Raw genomic sequence first — 24,960 nt, 5'->3', positions numbered from 1 at the left:
CGATGCAATTGCGATTTATCGGCTGCGGGGACGCGTTCGGCTCGGGCGGCAGGTGCAACACCTGCTTTCACGTCACGGGCGCGGCCGTCAACTTCCTGATCGACTGCGGCGCCTCGTCGCTGCCGGCGATGAAGCGGCTCGGCATCGATCGCCACGGGATCGATCTCGTCCTGATCACCCATTTTCACGGCGATCATTTCGCCGGCCTGCCTTTCCTCCTGCTCGATGCGCAATTCACCCGGCGCACCCGCCCGCTCGTCATCGCCGGCCCGCAAGGCATCGAGGCAAGGCTGACGCAGCTGATGGAAGCCTTGTTCGAGAATTCCTCCCAAACGAAGCAAAGCTTCGATATCTCCGTGGTTGCGCTCGAACCGCAACGGACGCGAAGCCTCAGTGGCGTCGACGTCACGCCCTACCCGGTCGTGCACGGCGAATCCGGAGGTCCCTTTCTGGGCTACCGCGTCGAGGCGGAAGAACGCGTGATCGCCTACACCGGCGATACGGAGTGGACGGAGACGCTGATCCCGCTGGCGCGCGATGCCGACCTGTTCGTCGCCGAGGCCTATACCTATGACAGGGCGGTGAAGAACCACCTCAGTCTTTCCGCGCTCGAAAAGCACCTCGGCGAGATCAAGCCCAAACGCCTGATCCTGACCCATATGGGCGAAGAGATGCTTTCCCGACTCGACACGCTGAACCACAGTGCCGCACAAGACGGCATGGTGGTCGAAGTCTGAGAGGGCGCCGGGGCACGTGGAATTGCGTCCGCTACATCTTGCGAAGATCACGAGCGCGCAGGTGTTCGCCATCGCCGGTCCCGCGATGGTCGCAAACCTGACCACGCCGCTGATCGGCGTCGTCTCGACCACCGCAATCGGCCGACTCGGCGACGCTGCACTGCTCGGCGGGGTGGCGATGGCCTCGCTGATCTTCGACTGCATGTTCTGGCTGTTCGCGTTCCTGCGCGGGAGCACGCTCGCCTTTACCGCGCAATCACTCGGGGCGGGAGAGACGCGGGAAATAGGCGCGAACCTGGTACGCGGCTTCATCCTTGCGGCCGTCATCGGCGCCGGGCTGATCGCGCTGCAGATGCCGCTTGCCGCGGCCATCCTCGGCGCGATGGGCGGCAGCGAGGACGTCACACAGGCCGCCCGGACCTATTTTGTCATCAGGATCTGGTCGGCCCCCGTGGTGCTGGCGAATTATGTCGTGCTCGGCTGGCTGATCGGGCAGGCGCGCGCAACCTCGGCGCTGATCCTGCAGATCGCCGTCAACCTGATCAACATCGCGGGCACCATGCTGCTGGTGCTGGTGTTCGAGGCCGGAATCGCCGGCACGGCGATTGCGGCCGTGGTTGCCGAAGCGGCCGGTTTCGCGCTCGGCGTTGCCATCGCGCGCCGTCTGTCGCCGGACGGGCTCGCGGTTCCCCGCGCCGTCCTGTTCGACCGCGCCAAGCTCACGCGCATGTTCGCGGTCAACCGCGACATCATGATCCGCACCGCGGCGATGATCACCGTGTTCATGATCTTCACGGCGCAAGGCGCCCGCGCCGGCGACGTGACGTTAGCTGCCAACGCCGTGCTCAACAACTTCCTTCTGGTCAGCGCCTTCATCCTCGACGGTTTTGCCAACGCCGCCCAACAACTCTGCGGTCGAACTTTCGGCGCGCGCGACCGGCGTGGCTTTGCCGACGCGGTGCGGCTGATCGTGCTCTGGGGCATCGCCTTTGCGATTGCGGTCGCCCTCGTCTTCGCCCTGTCCGGCTCGGCGCTGATCGACGTCATGACGACGAGCGAAGCCGTCCGCCTCAGCGCCCGCGACTATCTCCTGTTCGTCATCCTGGCGCCGCTGCCCGGCGTGTTCGCCTTCGGCTTCGACGGCATCTATATCGGCGCGACCTGGGCGCGCGACATGCGCAACCTGATGCTGCTCTCGCTGCTGATATTCCTTGCCGTGTGGCTCGCGCTGCGCACGCTCGACAATGCCGGACTGTGGGCGGCGATGCTCGCCTTCTATGTCGCCCGCGGCGGCCTGCAGGGACTGCGCTATCCGGCGCTGTTCGAGGCTTCCTTCGCCCCCAAAGCGCGATGATTTTTGGTCAAATCAGTCTATTGGCGAAATTCGTTCACCTCGCCCCGCAAGCGGGGCGAGGGAGAACCTAAACCGGCCAGTCCTCGGCCGTGATCGTCGCGGCGTCGGCGCCGACGATTTCGGACAGCGAGTCGCGCCCTGTGCGCAGCAGCGTGGACGTGAGGTCGCGCTTGATATCGTCGACCAGACCGAGCCCCTTGTAGACCAGCGAGGAATAGAGCTGGATCAGGCTGGCGCCGGCGCGGATCTTGGTCAGCGCCGCGCCGCCGGTATCGATGCCGCCGACCCCGATCAGCGGAAATGCGCCTTCGACGCGGACATAGGTCTCGGCGACCATGCGCGTGGACAGTCGGAACAGCGGCCGGCCCGACAGACCGCCCTGCTCTTTCGCCTTTGCCTGCTCGCGCAGGCTGGAAGGCCGCGCCAGCGTCGTATTGGCCACGATCATGCCGTCCACCCGGCGCGAGCGGGCGACGTGCACGACCTCGTCGAGCTCGGCGAGGCTGAGGTCGGGCGCGATCTTCAGCAATACCGGCGAGTCGCCGGCCTTGGCGCGCACGCGCTCGCGCGCGTCGATCACCTTGGCGAGCAGATCGTCGAGCAGCTCCGCCTGCTGCAGATTGCGCAGGCCGGGCGTGTTCGGCGAGGAGATGTTCACGGTGAAATAGCTCGCGACCGGCGCGAAGGTTTCGATCAGCTTCACGTAGTCGGCGACGCGGTCGGGCGAATCCTTGTTGGCTCCGACATTGACGCCGACGATGCCGCCGTGATGGGCCCGTGCGGCAAGCCGCTTCAGCACGACGTCCGCGCCGTCATTGTTGAAGCCCATGCGGTTGATGATGCCTTGATCGCGCTCGAGGCGAAACAATCGCGGCCGCGGATTGCCGCCTTGCGGCCGCGGCGTCACCGAGCCGATCTCGACGTAGCCGAAGCCGAGCCGCAACAGCGCGTCTGGAACCTCTCCATTCTTGTCGAACCCGGCGGCCATGCCGATCGGATTGGGGAAGTTCAGCCCGAACGCCCGGACCGCGAGCTTCGGATCATCGGGCCGCAGTCGCAGCGGCGGCAGCAGACGCAGACCCTGAACAGCGAGGCGGTGCGCATCTTCCGGATCGAGCCAGCGCAGAACAGGCAGCGAGAGAACGTCGAAGGCGCGGATCACGGAGCAAGCTCCGGTATGTCGTGGCAGCTATCCGAGCGCATATTGAGGCTCTGGACCGAGATGACGGCGCCGAGATCGAGCTCGCCATAGAGATGCGGAAACAACTGCTCGTTGCGCGAACGCTCCCAGCGCAGCGCATCTCCCAGCGCGTCGCCGTCGATTTCGATCAGGAACAGGGCGCGCTGGGCAAAAAAGTGCTTCCGCGCCGTTTCGGCGACCTGGGAGGCGGCCGAGAGGTGGATGAAGCCGTCGCGGGCGTCCTCGGCGCTGCCGCGGTATACGCCCTCCCGCTCGGCCTCCCGCCAGGCCGGGGCCGGACAGATTTTGTAGACTTTCACCACCTGTTCCGGGGTCCTGATTGCCGCTTGAGTCTGCTGGTATTCTTGCCGAAGGGCCGGCTGCCCGGGCGACCGTATCGGCCACATCCGCCGAACTCAAGACTTGCCTGACGGCTCTTGCACCGGATTGGGAAAAACGATTGATTGAGGCGGATATTCCGAAGCTGCGATAGGCCGGATCGCGATGATCAGGCATGCCAGGGCGCCGGGAATGCTCACCAACGACCAGGTCTGGGGTGCGCTGGATCGGCTTGCCGCGCGCGCCGGATTGTCGCCCTCCGGCCTCGCCCGGCGCGCCGGGCTGGATCCCACCACCTTCAACAAGTCCAAGCGCATCACGCCGGACGGCCGCGCGCGCTGGCCCTCCACGGAGTCGATCGCCAAGGCGCTCACCGCTACCGGCAGCTCGCTCGACCTGTTCGTGGAGCTGATCGGCGACGGCGCAACACAAGGTGAGGCTTCGGTACCGCTGATCGGCTTCGGGCTGGCGGCCAACGGCGGCTATTTCGACGAGCTCGGATTTCCCTCAGGCAAGGGCTGGAATGAAGTCGTCCTGCCGTGGGCCGAGGACGGACGTGTGTACGCACTCGAGATTTCCGGCGATTCGATGCATCCGGCCTATCGCGACGGCGACATCATTGTCGTCTCGCCCGGCACGGCGATCCGGCGCGGCGACCGCGTCGTGGTCAAGACCAGGACGGGCGAAGTGATGGTCAAGCAATTCAAGCGCCGCACGGCGAGGACGATCGAGCTGCAGCCGCTCAATCCGGTGCGTGCCGAACGGACGCTCGCTGCCGCCGAGGTTGCCTGGATCGCGCGGATCATCTGGGCGAGCCAGTGACGCCCTGCCGATTGAAGTCAGCACCAGCCGTCCGGCCGCATGCGCAAAACCTCATTCGGTGAATGCACGGCCGGTGCAGAAAGGCAATCGCCGCTACGTGCTGCGTTCGAGCTGACGCGAAAGACCTCCTCATGCCGGCTATGTCGCGTAGTCCGGCTCGTCGCGATCGAGAATACGCTTCAAGGCATCGAAGTGGCGCTGTGCCGGGCTGGGGCCCTTGTAGAGATGATCGTCCATGTAGTCGCGCCGGGTCTTCTCCACGACCGGCGCCGGCAGCTGCTTCAGCTTCTGCCCGGTCCACATGGCATAGATCTGCACCTGCGCGGCGCGCTCGACGTAATAGAGCTTGTCATAGGCCTCGGCCACGGTCGCGCCGACGGTGGAGATGCCGTGATTGGCCATGAACAGCACGGTCTTGTCGCCGATCACGCGCGCCAGCCGCGCGCCTTCGGCGGGATCGACCGCCGGACCGGTGTACTCGTCGTCATACGCGATGGCGCCGGAAAGACCGACCTCAGTCTGGCCGATCTCCTTGATGCGGGGATCTTCTAGTCGCGTCAGTGCGCTCGCAAAGGGCATGTGGGTGTGGAACACGGCCTTGGCCTGCGGCAGCGCCTTGTGGATCGGCGCATGGATGCAATAGCACGAGCGCTCGACGTCGCCCTCGCCGCTCTTGACCTCACCGTCATCGATGCCGACCTCCATGAAGGACGACGCCGTCACCTCCGACCAGTGCATGCCGAATGGAATTTGGTAGTACCGGTCGCTGCGGCCCGGCACCACCAAGGTCAAATGATTGAAAATGCCCTCGCTGAAGCCGTGCAGGTAAGCCAAACGATGGGCGGCGGCGAGATCGACACGGGCCTGCCATTGCCCGGCGCTCAAGCTGTCGCGGAGGGTCTTCGGCGAAACGCTGAACTGCATGGCATCCTCCCTGTTGTTCCGGCTCGGCTGACGCCTTCTCGGCGAAAGGTCCGCCTTTTTGTCCAGGCAGTTTAGCGCACTTTCCGTCGCGCTGGTTGTAGTTGCCGCAGATCTCCCATTTCCATTTGCGTGTCGACCGGCGGTTCCGGAACAAGAACCCGGGGGCACGGTGAGGGTTTGCCGGTCCACCGAATCATTCCGACAACTTCGGTGTCCTCCCCGCGAACGGGCCTTCGTGGCTGGAGAAGGATGGCGGCTCCAGCGCTTCAACCACAGTCTCCTGTGGCCATGGTTCCCGGGTCGCGCTCGAGCTGGACAACGCTTCGCGTTGCCAGGAGCTCGCTTGCCCGGGACGACAGCTTGGATGAGCTACGCCGAGCGCGCCAGCGCGCCGTCGATCATGTTCAACGCGTTGGCAAGGCCGTAGACCGCGACGAAGGAGCCGAAGCGCGGGCCCTTCTCCTGGCCGAGGAGCACCTGGTAGAGCATGTTGAACCAGTCGAGCGTAACGCCGGGCCGGCCGTCCTTGCCCTTCTTCACCGGATCCAGGAACGGCTCGCGCCGGCCGATCTCGTAGACCACGTTCTGGATCTCTTCGGCCGAGGCTTCCTGCGGCAATTGCGACAGCGCATCGCGCAGGTCCTGCAGCGCCGCGCGCTCGCTCTCGGTCGGCTCGCGGAATTTCTTCGTCGGCGCCACGAAGTCGCGATAGTAGTTGATGGCATAGCCGACCATTGCGTCGAGCTTCGGATGCGTCTTCGGCGACACGCCGGGCCGATAGCGGGCGATGAAGCCCCACAGCGTCTCGGCATTCTCCGCATTCGAGGACGACACCAGCGTCAGGAGCAACTGGAAGGTGACCGGCATGTCGGCCTTGGGCGGGCGGCCGCCGTGAATATGCCAGACCGGGTTGCCGAGCTGCTGCTTGCCGTCCTGCCTCGGAAACGCTTCCAGGAACTGCTGGTACTCGTCGACATGGCGCGGGATGACGTCGAAATAGAGCCGCTTGGCCGCCTTGGGCTCGCGATACATGAACAGCGACAGCGACTCCGGCGGAGCGTAGCGCAGCCATTCGTCGATGGTGAGACCGTTGCCTTTCGACTTCGAGATCTTCTGGCCCTTCTCGTCCAGGAAGAGCTCGTAGTTGAAGCCTTCCGGCGGCGTGCCGCCGAGCGCGGCGCAGATCTTGCCCGACAGCTTGACCGAGTCGATGAGGTCCTTGCCGGCCATCTCGTAATCGACGCCGAGCGCAACCCAGCGCATCGCCCAGTCCGGCTTCCACTGCAGCTTGCAATGCCCGCCGGTCACGGGAACGGTGACGCGCTCCCCGGTCTCGGGATCGTCATAGGAGACCGTGCCGGCCTTGACGTCATGGCTGGCGATCGTCACCTGCAGCACCACGCCGGTGCGCGGGCAGATCGGCAGGAACGGCGAATAGGTCGCCGCCCGCTCCTCGCGCAGGCTCGGCAGCATGATCGCCATTACCGCCTCTAAGCGCTCCAGCACGCGCAGCAGCGCGGCGTCAAACCTTCCCGAGGTGTAGTAGTCGGTCGAGCTGGCGAATTCGTAGTCGAAGCCGAACGTGTCGAGGAACGCCCGCAGCCGCGCATTGTTGTGCGCGCCGAACGACGGAAACTCGTTCGAGAACGGATCCGGAATGCGGCTCAGCGGCTTGCCGAGATGCGACGCCAACATCTCCTTGTTGGGCACGTTGTCCGGCACCTTGCGGAGGCCATCCATGTCGTCGGAGAAGGCCAGCAGCCGCGTCTTGATCTTGTCTTCGGTCAGGACACGGAAGGCGTGGCGCACCATGGTGGTGCGCGCGACCTCGCCGAACGTGCCGATATGCGGCAGGCCGGACGGGCCGTAGCCGGTCTCGAACAGCACCTCGTCCTTCGGTTTCTTCTTCAGCCGCGCGACAATCTGTTTCGCCTGCTCGAACGGCCAGGCGTTGGATTGTTCGGCGAGCGCGCGCATTTCGCTCGGGCTAGCGGCAAGATCGATCGTGGACATCAGGGCCTCCGGGGCGCGGAAATTAGCCATTTCCGGCCAAAATGCAAAAAATGAGTTCCTCGTCATTCCGGGGCGATGCGAACGCATCGAGCCCGGAATCTCGCGCCATAATCTCGAGATTCCGGGTCCGCGCTGCGCGCGGCCCGGAATGACGCTTACTGGTTAGAACGGGCTCACCGAGAAGTAGCGCAGCCACAGGTCGGTATAGGCGCCCTTTTCCCAGACTCGGAATAGGGCCCAGTTCAACGCCTGCCGCAACAGGTCATTGCCCTTGCGCACGGCAATGCCGATACCCTCGCCGAAATAGCGGCTCTCCACGAACGGGCCGCCCGAGAAGGCACAGCAATCGGCGGAATCGGTGCCGTTGATCCAGAACGCCAGCGAGATGGCATCGCCGAAAATGAGATCGACCTCGCCCCGCCGCAGCGCCAGGCGCGAGGCATCGTCATTGGGATAGGAATGCAGTTCGGCGTCGGTGAACATCGCCTTCAGGTAGGCCTCATGCGCGGTGCCCGCGATGACGCCGATCTTCTTGCCCTCGAGATACTCGGGGCGGATCTCTGTCATGACCGCATCGCGCCGCGAGACGAACCGCGCCGGCGCGCGGTAATAGGGATCGCTGAAATCGACGCGGGAGCGAAGCGGAGGCGTCACCGCCATCGAGGCGATGATGGCGTCGCCGCGATTGGAAGAAAGCGCATCGAGCAGCGTTTCGAACCGGCGCATCTGGATCGTGCAGGTCACCTTGATCTCCTCGCACAGCGCGCGCGCGAGATCGATGTTGAAGCCGGCCGGATTGCCATCGGGTCCGGTGAAATTGAAGGGCGGGTAGTCGGTCTCGGTCAGAAAGCGGATCACCGCGATGCGCGACAGATCGGGCCGATCGGGCCGCCGCCGCGGATCCCAGAAACCGGGGACCGCCTGGGGCGCGGCAAGTACAGGCTTGCTGCCCTGTTTGGCGGAAGTCTGCGCCGTGGCGCCGGACGCAGCCGTCACAAGCCAGGCACCGGCCGCCAACGCCGCGAGGAAGCGGCGCTTGTACGAGACCGGTCTTCTCTGTTGCGACAGGGTCATGTGCGGGGGAGGCTGAGTTTCGTCAGATCGGACTGCGTTATAGACCATCCGGTCGACAAGGCGAGTGCCGTCTGGCCGCCGAGGCGTCAGAGATACCGTTTCAGATCGGCCGCTGCTTCCTCCGCCGAGCGTTTCAGGCTGAAGGGCGCGACGAACCTGCCGTCGCGGTCCATCAGATAGATCAGCGCGGTGTGGTCCATGGTGTAGTCGCCGTCCTTCCCCGGCACCTTCCTGGCATAGACCCGGTAGCTGCTGAGTACCTTTGCCACCGCCGCCTGATCGCCGCTCAGTCCTTTCAGATGCGGGTCGAAGCTCGACAGATAGTCCTTCATCACCGCCGGCGTGTCGCGGTCGGGGTCGACGGACACGAAATAGGCGTTGACGCGGTCGGCATCGCCGCCCATGGCCCGCATCACTTCGGAGATCTCGAATAACGCGGTCGGGCAGACGTCCGGGCAATGAGTGTAGCCGAAGAAAATCAGGGTCGGCCTGCCCTTCAGGTTCTTTTCGGTGACGACCTGGCCGTTCTGGTCGGTGAGCTGGAACGGCCCACCGATCGCGACTGGTGGGGCGACGTTCTGCATGCCCATGGCCCACAGCATCAACAGCAATCCCGCGACCAGGCTTGCGCCGAAGGACGCGGCAATCACCAGGAAGCGGGTGTTACGATTCATCTTTGAGGAAATCCCGGCTTAGAAGCAGGCGGAAATGCCGGCAGCGATAGTTTCGAAGAACACCGTTGCCCCGTAGTGAAACCACAGCAACAGCGCCCCGAGCAGCGCCAGGGCAGCAACAGCGCCGGCGACCAGGGCTGCCAGCGGGAAGGACTTGCGCCCCCGTTCCGTTCTGGCGGGCATCTGATGCGGTGTCGACAGCGGTTGGGCCATGGCGGTAATCGGGATGCGATGAGCGGGCGGAGTGCAGAAGCCGTGCTCCGGCCGCAACTGGTTCCGTGCCCCTCAAATAGGCCTTAGCCGGCCGGCCGGCAAGCGCCGCAGGCAGGCTAACGATCACGTCGTGCTGACGAATTTCGCCCCTTAGCGCCCGGCCGGCCTGTTGGCCGAGGCTTGCGCGTCAAGGTAGCAGGGCCTGTACAGGGCCTGCAGTGCCTTGCCGCGCAAGAAGATCATTTGGTGGGTGAGCCCGCCGCGTTGGGAGATCCAGCGCCGCACCGGTTTCGGATACATCAGGTACAGCATCTGCGTCGCTTCGGGATTGGTGACCGCCCGGCCGTTGGCGCCAAAATCCCAGGCGGCATGGAAGCCCAGCATGGCATGCGAGGTCACGCAAATCCTGTCATGCGGGATGGCGCCGAGGACGATGGTACAGGCCGAGGCGCACAGGCCGTCGATGATGACCGTTTCACCGGAATTGCGCAGATCCTGATACTTGTCGACGTAGGTTCCGATGCGGCCGCCGCGGTCGTCCGCGATACGGACGACCGCCTGGCTGGCCCCCACCCCCGCAAGCAATAGAACGGCCGCGAGGAACCCCGTCAGTAATTTCATGTCCCAGCCCCAGTCCAAACCGAATCTGATTGTCTCAAGGTGATGCAAGGCACGGGGCTAGGGTCTGTCGAGTTCAAGGTTTTGTCTAGGCGGCGTGCGCCGTTCAAAACAAATTCAAATCAACTGTTGCAAGCACGCTGCACCCAGGCACCCGGGTCCCGAAGTGGAACAAGTTAACGCCCTGTAAACAGGCAGCGGCGCCCTTGGCCGCGGAGCTGTACGTACCGACGGCTCGAACCCTGCGCGCTGGATGCCCGATTGCGGCGATCAGCCGATGAGCGGCGATGGACACGCGGCATCGGAGCGCGGATCGCCGGACGTGCAGGAGCGCCTTCCCGATTTCACGCTTCAGGCTGATCGGTGAGCCAAACGGCTACGCCCGTGACCCTTACGCTGGAACCAGCAGAGAGATTGACCGTTGCCGATGCATGCCGAAGAGCCTGACCTATGAGTCCCGCGAAGGGTTAAGCCCGATCCTCGAACGCAACATCCGCGCATTGGTTGAGCGGCGGCGGCGCGAGGAACTCGCCGCAACCGCGCAGCAGAAGCTCGCCGACGCCATCACCACGTTTGCCGGCAGCATGCCGTTTGTCTACCTGCACCTCGCGCTCTTCGGCTTCTGGATCCTCGCCAATCTCCACTGGGTGCCCGGTGTACCGGCGTGGGACGAGAGCTTCGTCGTACTCGCCATGGTGGCTTCGGTGGAGGCGATCTTCCTCTCCACCTTCGTCTTGATCTCGCAGAACCGCATGGTCGCTGAAGCCGACAAGCGTGCCGATCTCGACCTGCAGATCAGCCTGCTCACCGAGCACGAGCTCACCAAGGTCGCCGCCGTCCTCGACCAGATCGCTGCCAGGCTCGGTATCGAGCCGGAATCCGAAACAGAGCTGCGTGAAGCAGCGCGCGATATCGCCCCCGAGCGCGTACTGGACGAGATCGAGGCCACGGAGCGCTAGTAGCGGTTGAAAAGCTAGACCGTCGCAGCGCGCTCGCGCGCGGATTTGAAGCCGGACACGAACCGGGCCAGCGTGTCGGAGGTGCTGCCGCGCGGCAGCATCACCTCGATCAGCGAGAACTGGCCGCGACGCGCCACCGCGCGGTCGAGTGCGGCTGCGAGCTCGCGCCGGGTGGTCACGCGCTCGCCGACGCCGCCGATCGATTTGGCGATATCGGCAAAGTGCCAGTCATCGAGATTGTTGAAGCGCGATTCCGGCTGGAACACGCGCAGCATCTCCCAGCTGCAATTGTTGAACAGGACGACGATCGGATCGAGGCCGTAGCGGCGGCAATTGCCGATCTCCCAGCCCGTCATCTGGAAGGCGCCGTCGCCGACCAGGATCAACGGCCGCAGGCCCGTCGCCGCAACCCCGACGCCGGCGGGAACGCCGAAGCCCATGCCGGCGTAATAGCCGGGCGCCGCCAGCGCGGTGTTGTCGATCTCCATCGCCGTGAACAGGCAGTCGCCGATATCGGCCGTCATCGGCATCTTGCCATGACGGTCGAACATATCGTTGATCGCGCTCGCAACATCGGACGGCGCAATCGGGCGATCGTCGGCCAGCATGCCGCGCGGATAGTTAGGCCTGTGCCTCGCCTGGGCCTGCCGAGAGGCATGAGGGCTTGCCCTCTTCTCCAGCGCACCGATCAGGTCGGCCAGTGGCATGTCGCGATAGACGTGATGGCCGATCTGCACTTCGCGGCTCGACGCCATGATGGTGCGCCGATGATCCGGCGCGCGGTTGGACAGGGCGAAGTTGGTGTCGGACAGGATTACCCCGAACATCAGCACGAGATCGGATTCCTCGACCAGGTGCGTGATCCCGGGGTCGCCGGCGGCGCCCAGATACGTGCCGGCGACGACGTCGCCAGCACTCTCCAACAGACCTCGTCCCATGAAGGTGGTCACGACCGGAAGGTTCAGCTTGCGCGCCAGCGCCGCAATCTGCGCCTCGACGCCGTAGCGGCGGATTTCCACGTCGACAACCAGGACGGGCGAGGCGGACGCCGCAAGGCGCGCCAGGATCTCCCCCGCGCATTCGGCGAGCGCGTCGGGATCCGCCTCGCGGCGAGGCAGCGGCACCACTTCCTCGACCTGCGCGGCCACCATGTCGCGTGGAAACTCGATATAGACCGGCAGCGACATCTCCTTCGCACTGCGCAGCACGCGCGCGATCTGCGCGGGCGCCGTGGCGGGGTCGCTCAGCACGGCCTGATCGCAGGTGATCTCCTTGAAGACGGCAAGCTGCGTATCGACGGTGCGCGCCTGGTGATGCAGCAGAAAGCCGCTCGTGCGCTCACGCGCCCCAGGCGCGCCCGCGATGACCACCACGGGCGAGCGCTCGGCATAGGCCCCGGCGATCGCGTTCACGACGTTGAACGCGCCGGCGCCATAGGTGACGACGGCAACGCCGAGACCGCCGTGATACCGGGCGGCGGCATCGGCCGCAAAGCCGACGGCAGGCTCGTGGCTCAAGGTGAAGTTCGGCAGGATGTTGCTTTCCTCGATGACCTTGAAGAAGGGCAGCACGAAATCGCCGGGAATGCCGAAGATCTCGCGCGCGCCGTGATCTTTGAGGGCCTCGAGCAGGGCTGTCGCAAGCGTGGGCATTTGCAATCCTAGAGATCTGGTCCGCCGGCCGTTCAAAGCGCCTTCATAGCACCGTTTGTTGGACGCCTCGTTGGACTAGGCTGCGTCGATGGCCGATTTTGACGCCCCGGGACGGCTAAGCAGCGCCCCGACCAGTGCGACGGCAACGCCCGCCTGCCAGACTGGAAACAGAATCGAGGTCTTATCGAGGTTGAGCGCGTTGTCGACCGCGAACAACGCGCCGGCAATGGTGCCGGTGATCACCATCGGAACCCACGCCGACGGGTCGCGCGGACCGGCCGACAGCAGGCGAAAGCCCAGGGCCATGACGGTCGTGCCCGCAAAGCCGCCGGCGAGCCCCGACAGAACGTTACGCACGAATTTGGGGACGCTGCCGGCCAGTCCGTCCACCCAGACCGCGGCATTCACTGCGCAGACGAACGCGAACATGGTGATAAGGCCTGCGGCGAGCGCCACCCAGAGCCGGTTTGCACCGAACCGTCGCACCAGAAAGAACACGAAGATCGCGAAAGGCACCGCCAGCAGCGCGAGCCTGATATCGCGGGGAAAGCCGTTGATGCTGTCGATCAGCGGCACCATCAGCGGCGTCGCAATGCCGCTCACCAGCCCGCCCGCCGTGACCTTCAGCAGGCGGTTGCGAGTTTCGGCGGAAGCGATCGACTCAGCCAAGGTTCGCTTCTCCTGCCGGCGCGGGTTTTGGAGCGGGCGAAGGGAATCGAACCCTCGTATGCAGCTTGGGAAGCTGCCGTTCTGCCATTGAACTACGCCCGCAAGAGCGATTTCGCCTTTATTGATTAGCCGAGACCGCGCCTGCCGCCAAGCGGCTTTGCACAGGTCCCGCACCTCTTTAACCGAACGCAAAGAATCCAGGTGCGGCCGATTGTGACAATGTTATGATACCGGCCGGGCGGGGTCGGCGTCATGGGTGGGCGTGGGTACACGGTATTCGATACGGCAGTCGGCCGTTGCGGCATCGTCTGGAGCGACGCCGGCATCGTCGGCGTGCAACTGCCGGAGGCGCGCGAGATCGATACCAGGCGCCGCATCTTCCAGCTTCACCCCGAGGCGCGCGAACAGCGGCCGACGCTGAATGCGGAAATGGCCATCGACGGCATCGTGGCGCTGCTCCAGGGCGGCAACAGCGACCTTTGCGGCGTCGTGCTCGATGTGGACGGCATCCCACGTTTCAGCCAGCGGGTCTATGAAGTCGCACGAGCAATCCCGCGCGGCGAAACCCGTAGCTATGACGAGCTCGCCGCGCAGATGCGTCCCACCGGGGCCATGCATTCGGTGGCACAGGCGATCGCCAAGAATCCCTTCATGATCGTCGTGCCCTGCCACCGCGTGCTCGATACCGGTAAATATGCCGACGGGATCTCGCCCTATGGCGGCGTCATCTCAAAGCGCCGCCTGCTGTCGATCGAGGGCGCCCATCCCAGTGCGAGCAGCAGGACCCTGTTCGACGCCCTGTTGCCCGTTGCCCCGCCGCGCCCGCATAACTAGATTTGCTGGATGCAGTCAAAGACCCTGTTGCAGAACAAACACGTCGCCGTCGCCGAGTTCCGCTGCAGCGCGGGTCCCGGCGATACGCCGTTCGTGGAGCAGCACCAAAGCCACTCGATGTCCTATGTGCGCAAGGGCAGCTTCGGATGCCATTGCCGCGGCCGTTTCTTCGAGCTGGTCACGGGATCGGTTCTAATCGGCCATCCCGGCGACGACTATGTCTGCACCCACGAGCACGTCTGCGGCGACGAGTGCCTGTCGTTCTCACTCAGCCCCGAGCTGGTGGAGCAGATCGGCGATGAGGCTGCAATCTGGCGGGTGGGCGCCACGCCGCCACTGCCGGAACTGATGGTGCTGGGTGAACTCGGTCAGGCGGCAGCAGATGGCAACAGCGACATCGGCCTCGACGAAATCGGCCAGATCTTCGCCAGCCGCTTGGTCGAGGTGGTCTCCGGCAACTCGCGCAAGACGGTTGCCGCCAGCGCGAGGGACCGCCGCCGGGCGGTGGAAACCGCGCTGTGGATCGATGCCAATTCCCACGACGATATCGATCTTGAAGCCGCCGCGATGCAGGCCGGCCTGAGCCCGTTCCATTTCCTGCGGCTGTTTTCGACCGTGCTCGGGGTCACGCCGCACCAATATGTGGTGCGCTCGCGACTGCGACACGCCGCGCGGCTGCTTGCCGACGACCACATTGCAGTGACCGAAATTGCCTATGAGGTCGGTTTCGGCGACCTGTCCAATTTCGTCCGTACCTTCCATCGCGCCGCCGGCGTATCGCCCAACAAATTCCGCCAGGCTTCGCGCGGCATGCGCAAGATTTTCCAAGAACGGCTGGCCCTCAACTGACTAGCTTCGCCTCCGGACGGCGCCTCGAACAAGCGCGCCTTCACGGGAGACGAACATGTACGACCACGTCGGAATCCGGGTTTCTGATCTTGACGCCAGCGTGCGTTTCTATTCCGCGGCACTGGCCCCGCTCGGTTATGGACTGTGCTCGCGCGATGGGGGCGGCGCCGGCTTCGGACCCAAGGGCGAGCCCGCGCTGTGGCTGCACCTGCACAAGGGCGTGAAGGGCGACGGCGCCCACATCGCCTTCCGCGCCCCCGATCACGCCGCCATCGGGAAATTCCACAGCGAAGGCCTGAAAGCCGGCGGGCGCGACAACGGCGGGCCCGGCCCGCGCAAGGACTACAGCCCGACCTATTACGCCGCCTTCCTCATCGATCCCGACGGCAACAACGTCGAGGCGGTGTGCACCTGATACTGTCATTGCGAGGCGCGAAGCGACGAAGCAATCCAGTCTGTTTCCGTGGATGCATTCCTGGATTGCTTCGCGGAGCCTGTCAACGGGCGGCGCTGCGCGCCGACCCGTTGGCTCGCAATGACCGTCTTGAAAAAGGACTCGGAGCCATGGCGTCCATCCATAAAGAAATCCCCCTCAGCGCCCCCGCGAGCGAGGTATGGGACGCGGTGCGAGATTTCGGCGCCGTACACCGGCGCCTCGTGCCGGGTTTTGTGCTCGACTGCAGGCTGGAGGGCGAGGCACGCATCGTCACTTTCGCCAACGGTACGGTCGCGCGCGAACTGCTCGTGGCGTGCGACGAGGCGCGCAGGCGCCTGGTCTATGCCGTCGTCAGCGAGCGGCTGAAGCAGCACAGCGCCTCCGTTGAGGTCGTTCCCGACGGCGATGACAACAGCCGCCTGCTGTGGACCGTCGACGTGCTGCCGAACGAGATCGCGCCCTATATGGAAGGCCAGATGGAGCTGGCAGCGGTTGCGATGCGCAGAGTCTTCGCGACCGTCCCCTCTCAGGCAGGTTGAATGTGATCTTTCTCACGGAGCCCTTTGCCACGCGGGCGTAGCTCTGATCCCGTGCGTCCGGTCTGCCCCGCACCCCGCGGAGCTGCGCACGCGAGGAGCGATGCCATGAGAGGTGCAGATAAGGTGATCTGCCAGGCCGCGGCCGTGCTGCTGCTGTTGGCGCTGTCCAGCGCACCGGCCAGGGCTCAATTCGCCGGCTTCGGCGCCGGAGGCGGCGGCGAGGACATGATGACCCAGATGGCGCCGATGCTGGAGATGATGAAGGCGAAGATGGGCAAGCGCCGCTTCGCCAGGCTGATGCAGACCATGGGACCGATGATGAGCCGCATGATGGAGAACGGCGGCGGCCTCAACGGCATGATGGGCGGCGGCTTTGGCGGCGGTTACATGCCGACCGGCATGGACATGGCAGGCTATGGCGGCGGCGACATCATGGGCATGATGGGCGGTTCCGGCGGCGCCGACCTTATGGCGATGATTCCGCAGCTCATGAGTGTTGCCGAGATCGGAGGCGGCAACGTCCACCACCGCCGCCGCAAGCATCGCTAATCCCCGACCCCGGACAGCACGGGCCTGACCTTCGCCCCGCGCTCGCGCGGTCCCCATCGGGTCAGCACGACGCTCGAACAGGACAGGACGCCGAGCACAACCATCGAGGCTGCGGCGAGCAGGAAGAAATTCTCGGCCGTGGCGGCATGCGTCGACAGCCACCAGCCGCCGACGGCGATGAACAACAGCCGCGCGGTTTGCGCCAGCACCGGGCCGAGCACCTTGGCGGCGCCCTGCGAGGAAAAATACATCGAGATCGCCAGGCCGATGAAGGCGTACATCGGCGCGACGGTTGCCAGATATTGCCGGCTCGCGGCGCGCACGCTTGCATCGTCGGTGAAGATGTTCACCCACAGATCGGGGAAGATCGCGATGAAGGTCGCGATCGCGCCGACCAGGACGAATGAGACAATGCCCGCTGTCCAGGCAATGCGCCTTGCCCGGGCGATCCGTTCCGCGCCCACCGCCATGCCGACCATCGGGACCGAAGCCATGCCGACTGCAAATGCGATCGAGGTCAGCATGAATTCAAGCCGCGCGCCGATTCCGTAGCCGGCAAGGATCGCGGTGCCGAAATATGCGAGCATGTGGGTAAAGATGCTGATGGTCAGCACCGATTGCAGCGGCGAGAAGCAGGCGATCGCGCCCACCTTCAGGATGTCGAGGAACAACGCCCATCGGATGCGGAGGCCGCGGATCTTGGGCACGACGCGTCCGCGCCCGGAGAACAGGTACCAGCCCATCACGATGATGCTGATTGAATAGGCGATCAACGAGCCGGCCGCGACGCCGCGCATGCCGAATTGCGGAACGGGTCCCAGGCCCAGCCCAAGCGTCCCGCCCAGGATGATCTGCCAGACGGCGGAGCTGAGGATCATCAGCGACGGCAGTTTCATGTTGCCGGTGCCGCGCAGCACGCCGGCCATGGTGTTCATCAGCCATGGCAGCACGGCGCCGCTGAAGAACACCTCCGTGTAGGCAATCGCCTGTGTCAGCACGTTGCCGCGGCCGCCGAGCAGTCGCAGAACGTCGGGCCCGAAGATCAGCATGCCCAGCATGAAGACGAGGCCGAAGGTGATGCCGATCAGCAGCGCGTGCGTGGCCAGCGTCGAAGCACGATCACGGTCGCCCGCGCCGAGCGCCCGGGCAATGGCCGAGGCGACGCCGCCGCCCATCGCGCCGCTTGACATGGTCATGGTCAGGATCACGCAGGGAAACACCAGCGCCATTGCCGCCAGCGCCTCCACCCCGAGTCGGCCGATATAGGAGGTCTCCGCGATTACGACGCAGGTGCCGGCGGTAAGCGCGACCACGTTGGGCAAGGCGAGCCAGCTCAGCGTGCGCAGGATCGGTCCATCGAGCAGGGCGTTCTTGGCCGGTGGCGCGGGCGGCGGTAACGGGCGCTCCTTGTCATCGACGGGGATCTCGGCGACGCCGATATCGGACATTTCCTCTCCTGGACGCCTGTGACCGCGAGTCGGCCAGACCGAAAAATTCGTGAGCCGACGGGCTCGTCTGTGGCCGCGCGCAGGCACGCGGAAGCGCGCTTGTTAGCACGGCAGCGGCCGATTCCACCTGCGCCGGGCGCAAGGGGGCCCTGCGCGAATGCGGCCGGGCCCGGGACAGGCCCCTTCAGCGCGTGAGTTATCCGACCGTCCAGACGAAGAGCGGCTTGCCGCCGGCACCCGGCCTCATGCCGATGCCGATATGCCGACCGCAGCCAGCGGCGAGGCCCTCGACCATTCCGGTCAGCACCGCAGAGCAGGCCGGGTGATCGTCGCCAACGCCGGCCATCAGCCTCCAGCTCAGCTGCCGGATTTCACAAGCGCCGCCGGATTCTCTCGCCTCCGCAACGTCATCCTGGGCCGACAGCAGCTCGCGCAGGAAAACCGAGAACTCCTTCGCGCCGCCGCGGCCCAATGAGAACGCCTGCGCCACCTCGTCGAAATACTGCATGCCGATCAGCTTGCCGGTGAGATGCAGGAGATAAGCGGCATCCTCCGGCCCGAACAGCTGCACCATCACCGGGGCGGCGGTGCGCACATATTCCATGGCATAGTTCCGATACGCCTTCTCGAGGCGAGGCCTGGGCCAGGTGTCGACCGGCAAGGCCGGCGCCGCCTGGGGTTCGAAGCGTGGCGCCTCCAGATGTCGCGCGAAGACCAGGCGCTGATCGACTTCGAGCGGATGGTCGTATTCGCAGTAGTAGCCTTCAAGGCCGTCCTGGCCGTCGACGCTCAGCTTGGTGCACACGAACCCGAGCTTGAGATTGTTGAGCGCTACGCCGTTGTTGGCGTGCCAGCCGCGCAACATCGCGCGCGAGACTTCGCCGGGCACCCCGCAGATCGCCGTTCCTCTCCAGATCCAGCGCGGCGGCGGATAGCGGATCCAGGCCTTGCGATCGTTCTCATACATGTATTCGACGTGCACGCCGCCGATCCAGTTGGAGAGATAGTGGTACTGCGCCGCCGCGACGGCAGGAGGCAGATGGCTCAAGCCGAGCTTCTCGAGGCCAGGCAGAAAGCGTTCCTGCTGCTGCCGGCGGAACACGCGAAAGACGAACTCCGCCGCATCCTCCCTGCCGCGCCGCGTGACCACGGTGAGAACGAGCCCGGTGAAATAGGCATGATAGAGATCGGCCACGCCGCGCCAGCGCCGCCATTGCGCCGCCTGGACGGGGTCTGTTGCTGCGCTCACACTCGCCTCCCGATCAATCTTGTCGGTTTGAGTTTGTCATTGCGAGCGAAGCGAGGCAATCCAGAGCGGCACGCGAAGGCTGGATGCCCCGCAGTGACGCGCGCGGGCAGCTACACCTTAAAATGCTTGCTAAGCTTGAGGCCCTGCGCCTGGTAGTTCGAGCCGATGCGGTGGCCATACATCGCATCCGGCCGCGACAGCATCTTTTCATAGACCAGCCGTCCCACGATCTGGCCGTGCTCGAGGATGAAGGGCACCTCGCGCGAGCGCACTTCCAGCACCGCACGCGCGCCGGCGCCGCCCGCCCCCGCGTAGCCGAAGCCGGGATCGAAGAAGCCGGCATAGTGCACGCGGAATTCGCCGACCAGGGGATCGAACGGCACCATCTCGGCGGCAAAATCGGGCGGCACCTGCACCGCTTCCTTCGATGCGAGAATGTAGAACTCGCCGGGATCGAGGATCAGACTCCCGTCGGAGCGCGCCGGCATCGGCTCCCAGAAGTCGAGGGCCGCATAGCCGGCCCTGCGGTCGACATCGACAACGCCGGTGTGCCGCTTGGCGCGGTAGCCGACAAAGCCGCCGCCCTTCTCGCCGGAGAGATCGACCGACAGCGCGACGCCGCCGGAAAGATCGGCGCTTTCGGCATCGACCAGCCGCTCCTTCAAATGCAGCGCGTCGAGCGCGTGGTCGCTGAGGACCGCATCGCCGATGCGGAAGCGCACCTGCGACAGCCGCGAACCTTCGCGCACCAGCACCGGAAAGGTCTTCGGGCTGATCTCGGCATAGAGCGGGCCGTGATAGCCGGCGCCGATCATGTCGAAGCGGCGGGTTCCGTCCGCGATCACCCGGGTGAAGACATCGAGCCGGCCGGTCGAGCTTTTCGGATTGGCGGCAGCGACGATCTCGGGCGGCAGCGCCAGGCTTTCGAGCAGCGGCACGATATAGACGCAGTTGGTCTCGAGCACCGCGCCGTCGGCAAGGCTGAACTCGTGCAGCTTCAGTTCATCGATGCGCTCGGCGACCGTCGCCTCCGGGCCGGGCAGGAAGCTGGCGCGCACGCGATAGGCGATATCGCCAAGGCGCAGGTCCAGGCTCGCCGGCTGAATCTGGCTCTCGACGAAGGGGTAGGCCGGCAGGATGAGGCCGGCATCCGCCATCGTCGCGATCATGCGATCGGGCAAGATACCCTCGGCGCCGGCAGGAACCGTGAACGACAATCGGTGGTCCTCAAAAAGGGGCAATCGCCGCCCCTGATGCAGAAATCTGCCCCTTCCGGTTATCCGATGGATGCCTTGACGGAAAGGGCGCGGCGGAATAAGAGCATGACTTATCCCGTGGTGATTTGAGCCGGCCGGCTTGCAGCCACGTTAAATAAATCGCTAAACAGGCCGGGGACACGTGTGATCCCGGCCAGTGGAAATTTCCAGGCCGGTTTTTTTGTGACCATTTTCCGGAGTGGTCACCATGGAGGTCACATGTCTCAGTCCGCGGCGCCCACCTCGCCAACAGCCCGCTACCGTCCCGAAACCCGGCTGGTCCATTCCGGCACGATCCGCTCGCAGTTTGCCGAGACCTCGGAGTCGCTGTTCCTGACCCAGGGCTTCGTCTACGAGACCGCCGAGCAATGCGAAGCGCGCTTCAAGGGCGACGATCCCGGTTTCATCTATTCGCGCTTTTCCAATCCGACGGTGGCGATGTTCGAGCGCCGCATGATCGAGCTCGAAGGCGCGGAAGCGGCGCGCGCGGCCGCAACCGGCATGGCCGCGGTGACGACCGCCATCCTGGCGCCGCTGAAAGCCGGCGACCACGTCGTGGCCTCGAAGGCGATGTTCGGCTCATGCCGCTACGTCGTGGAGGATCTGTTGCCGCGCTACGGAATCGCCTCGACGCTGGTCGACGGGCTGAACCTCGAACAGTGGAAACGCGCGATGCGACCGAACACGCGGACGTGCTTTCTCGAAAGCCCGACCAACCCGACGCTCGACGTGCTGGATATTCCGGCCATTGCCGAGATCGCGCACCAGGGCGGCGCGCGCCTGATCGTCGACAATGTGTTCGCCACGCCGATCTGGCAGAGCCCGCTTTCGCTCGGCGCCGACGTGGTGGTCTATTCGGCCACCAAGCATATCGACGGCCAGGGCCGTTGCCTTGGCGGCATCATCCTGTCATCGGAAGCCTTCATCGCCGAGTACATCCATAACTTCATGCGCCAGACCGGGCCGTCGATGTCGCCGTTCAACGCCTGGGTCCTTTTGAAGGGGCTGGAGACCCTGGCGGTGCGCGTGCGCGCGCAAACCGATACGGCAAGCCGGATCGCGGAAGCGCTGGCGAACCATCCGAAGATCTCGCGGCTGATCTATCCTGGGCGACCCGACCATCCGCAGGCGGCGCTGGTGAAGAAGCAGATGCGCGCCGGCTCGACGCTCGTCGGCTTCGAGGTCAAGGGCGGCAAGGCCGGTGCATTCCGCTTCCTCAACGGACTCAAGCTGGCGAAAATCTCCAACAACCTCGGCGACGCCAAGTCACTGGTCACCCATCCCGCGACGACGACGCACCAGCGGCTGACGCCGGAGGCCCGCTCCGAGCTCGGCATCAGTGAAGGCTTCATCCGCTTCTCGGCCGGCCTCGAACACGCCGATGACCTGATCGAGGATCTCTGTGGGGCGCTGGAAAAGGCGTGATGATCTCACCCTCTCCCGGAGGGCGAGGGTCGACTACATCGGCCGGTACGTATGCACGTTGGCCGGCACATTGACGCCGAGCTTGATCTGACCGACCGACGTGATGATGTGGTCGCCTAGCAACTGGGCGAAGCAGGCATAGCCCCAATCGTTCATGTGCAGCCCGTCGGCGATGACGAAATTATCCATCGGAATCGCCTGCCGCTCGTGCCAGTCGCGCATGACCTCGAAACGCGGGAAGATGCCGACATGGCGAAGCTCGGCCACCCGGTTGAGCAGCTTCATCATCTTGCCCGCACTTTCGGCCCGCTCGTTGACGCGCGGCGAATATTGCGGGTCGACCAGCACGATATCGGCGCCCGCGGCCTGGATCCGAGACACGCCCTGTTCGACCAGGCTGGCGGTTTCCGCCGGGTCGAGATTGCGCAGCACCGCGTTGGTGCCGACCTGCCAGATCACCAGATCCGGATGCATGTCGATGACCGACGTCTGCAGACGCTTCATCATTTCGGGCGCATCTTCGCCCCCGCGTCCTGCGTTGATGACGGTGATCTCGGCCGTCGGATATTGCCGGCGCAGGCGCCCCGCGAGGCGGTTGGGGTAGGTGTATTCGGGAGAGCTCGAGCCGTAGCCGGAGGTCGAGGAGGATCCAAAGGCAACGATGACGACCGGTTCGCCGTTTGCGAGCTTAGTCGCGACGTGGGGCAGCGAACCCACCGACTTGTTATCGCCCTTCGGCGGCAGGCAGGGCACGCGGCTGAAGATGTCGGTGGCGGATTTCGCGACCTGCTTGACCTTGTCGATCGTCTTGGCGGCGAGACTCTTCTGTTCGGAGGAGGTGGTCTGGCTGCTGGCGGGACTGCCGGCGCCGCCAGTCTGCGTCGCGGACGTGTTGGCCTCAGTCTTGGCCGGCGCGGCTGCCTCGGCCGCCTGCGCGGCTCCAGGATGGAGGTGAACCGACGACAGCAGCAGCAGCCCGGCCAGCGCGGGCATCGACAGCGCTGGCATTCGGCAAAAAGGGCGAAGAGAACTCATTTACGCTAGACCTCAATTTTGCTGGGCCGGGTCGAGATGCGCGGCATCGACGAGGAATTTCGCCAGCGCGCGAGCGAGGCAATCATGAACGCGCTTCGCGAGGCCGGTGCCGTGCGTTGGGCTGAACAGGTCGAAATCGCCCTGGTCCTGCCATTGGCGCATGATCCCGAAACGGTCGAACAGCGGAATTTCATGCTCCTGCGCCACCACCCTCATATTATCCAGATAAGGTGGGACCGAAATCATGGTCTCGGTGCGTGGGCTGTACTGCGGATTCATCAAGATCACATCGGCCCCGCCATTTTGCAGCGCAGCAACCCCCTCCGTGACGGCACTGCGAAATTCGTCGGGATCTATGGCTCGCATAGCATCGACCGTACCTGTCTGCCAGATCACCAGAACAGGCTTTTTTGTTTCCATAAGCTTAATGAAGCTGGCAGAAGCCTCTTCTGCCGACCTTTTGTTCTGTAGTTCTACGGAAACGTGCACGGGCGTCGACGGGAAGCGCTCCTTCAGCATCGCCTGCAACCGCGCCGGATAGGCGCTGTCTTCTGACGCAGCAATGGTCGACGAACGGCTGCCGATCACCAGGATCTCCAGAGCACGACGCTCGCTGATCGCGTCGGCGACCTTGGGGAGCTGGCTCTCGGTGGTCAGCAGATAGGCAGGAACATCGCAGGTGGCCGGGGCATCCTCCGCGCGCACGCCCGCGCCGGCCAAAAAGCCGGCCCGCAGCACCAGGCTCGGAAGAACCATCGCCTTCATCAACCCCCTCCCGCCAGATCAGCATTGACCATGGCGCCTTTTTTCGAGCCGCTCTTGTCGGCCTCCCGCTTGTACCACGAGATGATCCAGGCCATGGCGCACATGATCAGAATCCCGCAGAGACTTATCATCGCATGCATTGCCGCGCCGCCGGAGATTTCGGCCAAAACGAAATGGCCGGCAAAGGCCAGGAACACGCCAAGGCAAAAGATTTCGAGCGAATGTTGCCCGCAGAGGATAAGCGGTTTGAGCCAGGGCGACTTCAGACCAGACCAGTCCATGGGCAGGAAGCGAACGGTAATGAGCGCCAGCGCCAGAAAATGCGTGAAGCGCAACACGTCGAGATCGGTCTTGTTAATCGGATACATCCACTGCTCGATCAGGCGCGGCATGTAATGGCCGAGCTGCGGAACGTACCAGCTTAGCGTGACGTAGAAGGCCGCCAGCAGATAGGCGACGGCGATCCATAGCGTGACCTGAGAGGATATGATCCGCGACATTCGCCGCGCGCCCCCGAGCGCGCACCATGCGCCGAACACGAACAGCAACTGCCACGCGAAAGGATTGAACGCCCAGAACCCGTTCGGGTAGGCCGAGAGATACAGATCGTACTCCCAGGTGACGGCGTAGAGCAGGACCGAAAGCGCCAGCGTCAGGTCCGGCTTCCATTTCATCAGCCACAGGATCAAGGGGAGGAACAGCATCAGCACGATGTAGAGCGGCAGCACGTCCATGTTGACGGGGCGGAATCGCAGCAGCAGCGCCTGGACGATGGTGACGTCCGGCTGCTTGAGGAAATCCATGATCCCCATTTCTTCCGAGTAGAGGGGGTTCTCGAACCTTGTCGCGACATAGGAGATTTCCGCAAGGAAGATCGTGAACAGGAAGACGTGGGCGACATAGATCTGCCAAACCCGGCGCAGGATGCGGGCGGTCGCGACCACGACACCTGCCTCCAGCATGGCGCGGCCATAGACGAAGGCCGCGGTGTAGCCGGAGATGAAGATGAAGATCTCCGTGGCGTCGCTGAATCCGTAGTTGCGGATCGTGAACCAGGTCAGAAGGTTGGGCGGCAGGTGATCGATGAAGATCAGCCAGAGCGCCAGCCCGCGAAACAGATCGAGCCTCAGTTCACGGCCCCGAAGCGAGATGGCAGCGGCGGCGACGGCAGGACGCGCACTCGCTTCGGCCGTTCCGGCGATCGGTCGTCCGGCAACCTGGTCGGCGATGGAGGTCATCTCGCTCCGATCTTGGCCTTTGTCGCAAGGACCGGCATTGTACCGGCCCGCAACTTGCCAGCAAAGCTGTTGGTTGATGATCGAGCCTTAAACTGGCGTTGAAATTCCG

At 64.6% G+C, this 24,960-nt stretch carries 26 protein-coding genes, 1 tRNA gene and 1 riboswitch; of the genes, 10 read left to right on the top strand and 17 right to left on the bottom strand.

All coding sequences use genetic code 11. The features are described from left to right. Positions 1-2: 2 nt before the first annotated feature. A complete protein-coding gene (locus HY852_RS22385; protein ID WP_291607071.1) occupies positions 3-737 on the top strand; it encodes an MBL fold metallo-hydrolase in 735 nt (244 codons plus the stop codon). An 85-nt stretch (positions 738-822) separates the two neighbouring features. Further along, positions 823-2,091, top strand: coding sequence for an MATE family efflux transporter (locus HY852_RS22380; protein WP_291607100.1), 1,269 nt, complete (start codon positions 823-825; stop codon positions 2,089-2,091). Positions 2,092-2,158: 67 nt separating this feature from the next. Here the strand turns inward: HY852_RS22380 and HY852_RS22375 are convergent, their stop codons facing one another. Then, on the bottom strand, positions 2,159-3,253 hold the full coding sequence (locus HY852_RS22375) for a quinone-dependent dihydroorotate dehydrogenase (RefSeq protein WP_291607069.1): 1,095 nt from the start codon (positions 3,251-3,253) through the stop codon (positions 2,159-2,161). Continuing rightward, positions 3,250-3,594: a DUF952 domain-containing protein gene (locus HY852_RS22370; protein ID WP_291607068.1), complete on the bottom strand. Its 345-nt coding sequence runs from the start codon at positions 3,592-3,594 to the stop codon at positions 3,250-3,252. The genes HY852_RS22375 and HY852_RS22370 overlap by 4 nt, the downstream gene beginning before the upstream one ends. A 208-nt stretch (positions 3,595-3,802) precedes the next feature. On the opposite strand from HY852_RS22370, the gene HY852_RS22365 reads away from it, so the two are divergent. Then, a complete protein-coding gene (locus HY852_RS22365; protein ID WP_291607067.1) occupies positions 3,803-4,432 on the top strand; it encodes a helix-turn-helix transcriptional regulator in 630 nt (209 codons plus the stop codon). A 138-nt stretch (positions 4,433-4,570) separates the two neighbouring features. Here the strand turns inward: HY852_RS22365 and HY852_RS22360 are convergent, their stop codons facing one another. From HY852_RS22360 to HY852_RS22335, 6 genes are all read right to left on the bottom strand, one after another. After that, positions 4,571-5,356, bottom strand: coding sequence for a class II aldolase/adducin family protein (locus HY852_RS22360; RefSeq protein WP_291607066.1), 786 nt, complete (start codon positions 5,354-5,356; stop codon positions 4,571-4,573). Between the two features lie 369 nt (positions 5,357-5,725). After that, positions 5,726-7,369, bottom strand: a complete 1,644-nt coding sequence (locus HY852_RS22355) for a lysine--tRNA ligase (protein ID WP_291607065.1) — start codon at positions 7,367-7,369, stop codon at positions 5,726-5,728. A 162-nt stretch (positions 7,370-7,531) separates the two neighbouring features. After that, a complete protein-coding gene (locus HY852_RS22350) occupies positions 7,532-8,443 on the bottom strand; it encodes a transporter substrate-binding domain-containing protein (RefSeq protein ID WP_291607064.1) in 912 nt (303 codons plus the stop codon). 86 nt (positions 8,444-8,529) lie between these two features. Next, entirely contained in the window at positions 8,530-9,117 is a 588-nt protein-coding gene (locus HY852_RS22345; protein ID WP_291607063.1) for an SCO family protein, read from the bottom strand. Positions 9,118-9,135: 18 nt separating this feature from the next. After that, positions 9,136-9,330, bottom strand: coding sequence for a hypothetical protein (locus tag HY852_RS22340; RefSeq protein WP_291607102.1), 195 nt, complete (start codon positions 9,328-9,330; stop codon positions 9,136-9,138). A 150-nt stretch (positions 9,331-9,480) separates the two neighbouring features. Further along, a complete protein-coding gene (locus HY852_RS22335) occupies positions 9,481-9,951 on the bottom strand; it encodes a hypothetical protein (protein WP_291607099.1) in 471 nt (156 codons plus the stop codon). A 428-nt stretch (positions 9,952-10,379) separates the two neighbouring features. Here HY852_RS22335 and HY852_RS22330 point away from each other — a divergent pair, with 428 nt between their 5' ends. Further along, positions 10,380-10,907, top strand: a complete 528-nt coding sequence (locus HY852_RS22330; RefSeq protein WP_291607062.1) for a DUF1003 domain-containing protein — start codon at positions 10,380-10,382, stop codon at positions 10,905-10,907. Between the two features lie 14 nt (positions 10,908-10,921). Here the strand turns inward: HY852_RS22330 and ipdC are convergent, their stop codons facing one another. The 3 genes from ipdC to HY852_RS22315 form a co-directional block, all read right to left on the bottom strand. Continuing rightward, entirely contained in the window at positions 10,922-12,559 is a 1,638-nt protein-coding gene (ipdC, locus tag HY852_RS22325; protein ID WP_291607061.1) for an indolepyruvate/phenylpyruvate decarboxylase, read from the bottom strand. A gap of 75 nt (positions 12,560-12,634) precedes the next feature. After that, the gene (locus HY852_RS22320; protein WP_291607060.1) at positions 12,635-13,228 is read right to left on the bottom strand and encodes a hypothetical protein; all 594 of its coding nucleotides are present in this window, start codon (positions 13,226-13,228) and stop codon (positions 12,635-12,637) included. A gap of 28 nt (positions 13,229-13,256) precedes the next feature. Further along, positions 13,257-13,330 (bottom strand) — tRNA-Gly (locus HY852_RS22315). Positions 13,331-13,480: 150 nt separating this feature from the next. Here HY852_RS22315 and HY852_RS22310 point away from each other — a divergent pair. From HY852_RS22310 to HY852_RS22290, 5 genes are all read left to right on the top strand, one after another. Continuing rightward, the gene (locus HY852_RS22310) at positions 13,481-14,062 is read left to right on the top strand and encodes a methylated-DNA--[protein]-cysteine S-methyltransferase (RefSeq protein WP_291607059.1); all 582 of its coding nucleotides are present in this window, start codon (positions 13,481-13,483) and stop codon (positions 14,060-14,062) included. A 9-nt stretch (positions 14,063-14,071) separates the two neighbouring features. Further along, positions 14,072-14,911: a helix-turn-helix transcriptional regulator gene (locus tag HY852_RS22305; protein WP_291607058.1), complete on the top strand. Its 840-nt coding sequence runs from the start codon at positions 14,072-14,074 to the stop codon at positions 14,909-14,911. Between the two features lie 55 nt (positions 14,912-14,966). Next, positions 14,967-15,326: a VOC family protein gene (locus HY852_RS22300; protein ID WP_291607057.1), complete on the top strand. Its 360-nt coding sequence runs from the start codon at positions 14,967-14,969 to the stop codon at positions 15,324-15,326. Between the two features lie 149 nt (positions 15,327-15,475). Next, positions 15,476-15,886 carry an SRPBCC family protein gene (locus tag HY852_RS22295; RefSeq protein WP_291607056.1) on the top strand — a complete coding sequence of 137 codons (411 nt, stop codon included), beginning with the start codon at positions 15,476-15,478 and terminating at the stop codon, positions 15,884-15,886. Between the two features lie 105 nt (positions 15,887-15,991). Beyond that, entirely contained in the window at positions 15,992-16,435 is a 444-nt protein-coding gene (locus HY852_RS22290) for a hypothetical protein (RefSeq protein ID WP_291607054.1), read from the top strand. Here the strand turns inward: HY852_RS22290 and HY852_RS22285 are convergent. From HY852_RS22285 to HY852_RS22275, 3 genes are all read right to left on the bottom strand, one after another. After that, positions 16,432-17,883, bottom strand: coding sequence for an MATE family efflux transporter (locus HY852_RS22285; protein WP_291607053.1), 1,452 nt, complete (start codon positions 17,881-17,883; stop codon positions 16,432-16,434). The two genes, HY852_RS22290 and HY852_RS22285, sit on opposite strands and share 4 nt — an antisense overlap. Before the next feature lie 196 nt (positions 17,884-18,079). Next, positions 18,080-19,132 (bottom strand): hypothetical protein, encoded by a 1,053-nt coding sequence (locus HY852_RS22280; protein ID WP_291607052.1) that lies wholly within the window; start codon positions 19,130-19,132, stop codon positions 18,080-18,082. A gap of 110 nt (positions 19,133-19,242) precedes the next feature. Then, positions 19,243-20,349, bottom strand: coding sequence for a 2'-deoxycytidine 5'-triphosphate deaminase (locus tag HY852_RS22275; RefSeq protein WP_291607051.1), 1,107 nt, complete (start codon positions 20,347-20,349; stop codon positions 19,243-19,245). A 107-nt stretch (positions 20,350-20,456) separates the two neighbouring features. Next, positions 20,457-20,536: riboswitch (SAM riboswitch) on the top strand. 71 nt (positions 20,537-20,607) lie between these two features. On the opposite strand from HY852_RS22275, the gene HY852_RS22270 reads away from it, so the two are divergent. Next, positions 20,608-21,813 (top strand): O-succinylhomoserine sulfhydrylase, encoded by a 1,206-nt coding sequence (locus tag HY852_RS22270; protein ID WP_291607050.1) that lies wholly within the window; start codon positions 20,608-20,610, stop codon positions 21,811-21,813. Between the two features lie 33 nt (positions 21,814-21,846). Here the strand turns inward: HY852_RS22270 and HY852_RS22265 are convergent, their stop codons facing one another. The 3 genes from HY852_RS22265 to HY852_RS22255 are packed head-to-tail and all read right to left on the bottom strand — an operon-like array spanning position 21,847 to position 24,851. Beyond that, positions 21,847-22,848, bottom strand: coding sequence for an SGNH/GDSL hydrolase family protein (locus HY852_RS22265; protein ID WP_291607049.1), 1,002 nt, complete (start codon positions 22,846-22,848; stop codon positions 21,847-21,849). 12 nt (positions 22,849-22,860) lie between these two features. Continuing rightward, positions 22,861-23,613: an SGNH/GDSL hydrolase family protein gene (locus tag HY852_RS22260; RefSeq protein WP_291607048.1), complete on the bottom strand. Its 753-nt coding sequence runs from the start codon at positions 23,611-23,613 to the stop codon at positions 22,861-22,863. Then, positions 23,613-24,851, bottom strand: coding sequence for an OpgC domain-containing protein (locus HY852_RS22255; RefSeq protein ID WP_291607047.1), 1,239 nt, complete (start codon positions 24,849-24,851; stop codon positions 23,613-23,615). Before HY852_RS22255 ends, HY852_RS22260 begins: the two co-directional genes overlap by 1 nt. Positions 24,852-24,960 lie beyond the last annotated feature (109 nt).

The sequence above is a fragment of the Bradyrhizobium sp. genome (assembly GCF_016213215.1).
GTDB lineage: Bacteria > Pseudomonadota > Alphaproteobacteria > Rhizobiales > Xanthobacteraceae > Bradyrhizobium.
The sequence above is the reverse complement of the archived record's forward strand: the minus strand, read 5'-3'. Positions and strand labels throughout refer to the sequence as shown.

What these genes read in the sequence shown, in the direction of transcription:
- HY852_RS22385 (WP_291607071.1), top strand. Translation starts at nt 3, where the DNA reads ATGCAATTGCGATTTATCGGCTGCGGGGACGCGTTCGGCTCGGGCGGC.
- HY852_RS22380 (WP_291607100.1), top strand. Translation starts at nt 823, where the DNA reads ATGGTCGCAAACCTGACCACGCCGCTGATCGGCGTCGTCTCGACCACC.
- HY852_RS22365 (WP_291607067.1), top strand. Translation starts at nt 3,803, where the DNA reads ATGCTCACCAACGACCAGGTCTGGGGTGCGCTGGATCGGCTTGCCGCG.
- HY852_RS22360 (WP_291607066.1), bottom strand. Translation starts at nt 5,356, where the DNA reads ATGCAGTTCAGCGTTTCGCCGAAGACCCTCCGCGACAGCTTGAGCGCC.
- HY852_RS22355 (WP_291607065.1), bottom strand. Translation starts at nt 7,369, where the DNA reads ATGTCCACGATCGATCTTGCCGCTAGCCCGAGCGAAATGCGCGCGCTC.
- HY852_RS22350 (WP_291607064.1), bottom strand. Translation starts at nt 8,443, where the DNA reads ATGACCCTGTCGCAACAGAGAAGACCGGTCTCGTACAAGCGCCGCTTC.
- HY852_RS22345 (WP_291607063.1), bottom strand. Translation starts at nt 9,117, where the DNA reads ATGAATCGTAACACCCGCTTCCTGGTGATTGCCGCGTCCTTCGGCGCA.
- HY852_RS22340 (WP_291607102.1), bottom strand. Translation starts at nt 9,330, where the DNA reads ATGGCCCAACCGCTGTCGACACCGCATCAGATGCCCGCCAGAACGGAA.
- HY852_RS22335 (WP_291607099.1), bottom strand. Translation starts at nt 9,951, where the DNA reads ATGAAATTACTGACGGGGTTCCTCGCGGCCGTTCTATTGCTTGCGGGG.
- HY852_RS22330 (WP_291607062.1), top strand. Translation starts at nt 10,380, where the DNA reads ATGCCGAAGAGCCTGACCTATGAGTCCCGCGAAGGGTTAAGCCCGATC.
- ipdC (WP_291607061.1), bottom strand. Translation starts at nt 12,559, where the DNA reads ATGCCCACGCTTGCGACAGCCCTGCTCGAGGCCCTCAAAGATCACGGC.
- HY852_RS22310 (WP_291607059.1), top strand. Translation starts at nt 13,481, where the DNA reads ATGGGTGGGCGTGGGTACACGGTATTCGATACGGCAGTCGGCCGTTGC.
- HY852_RS22305 (WP_291607058.1), top strand. Translation starts at nt 14,072, where the DNA reads ATGCAGTCAAAGACCCTGTTGCAGAACAAACACGTCGCCGTCGCCGAG.
- HY852_RS22300 (WP_291607057.1), top strand. Translation starts at nt 14,967, where the DNA reads ATGTACGACCACGTCGGAATCCGGGTTTCTGATCTTGACGCCAGCGTG.
- HY852_RS22295 (WP_291607056.1), top strand. Translation starts at nt 15,476, where the DNA reads ATGGCGTCCATCCATAAAGAAATCCCCCTCAGCGCCCCCGCGAGCGAG.
- HY852_RS22290 (WP_291607054.1), top strand. Translation starts at nt 15,992, where the DNA reads ATGAGAGGTGCAGATAAGGTGATCTGCCAGGCCGCGGCCGTGCTGCTG.
- HY852_RS22285 (WP_291607053.1), bottom strand. Translation starts at nt 17,883, where the DNA reads ATGTCCGATATCGGCGTCGCCGAGATCCCCGTCGATGACAAGGAGCGC.
- HY852_RS22270 (WP_291607050.1), top strand. Translation starts at nt 20,608, where the DNA reads ATGTCTCAGTCCGCGGCGCCCACCTCGCCAACAGCCCGCTACCGTCCC.
- HY852_RS22265 (WP_291607049.1), bottom strand. Translation starts at nt 22,848, where the DNA reads ATGAGTTCTCTTCGCCCTTTTTGCCGAATGCCAGCGCTGTCGATGCCC.
- HY852_RS22260 (WP_291607048.1), bottom strand. Translation starts at nt 23,613, where the DNA reads ATGAAGGCGATGGTTCTTCCGAGCCTGGTGCTGCGGGCCGGCTTTTTG.
- HY852_RS22255 (WP_291607047.1), bottom strand. Translation starts at nt 24,851, where the DNA reads ATGACCTCCATCGCCGACCAGGTTGCCGGACGACCGATCGCCGGAACG.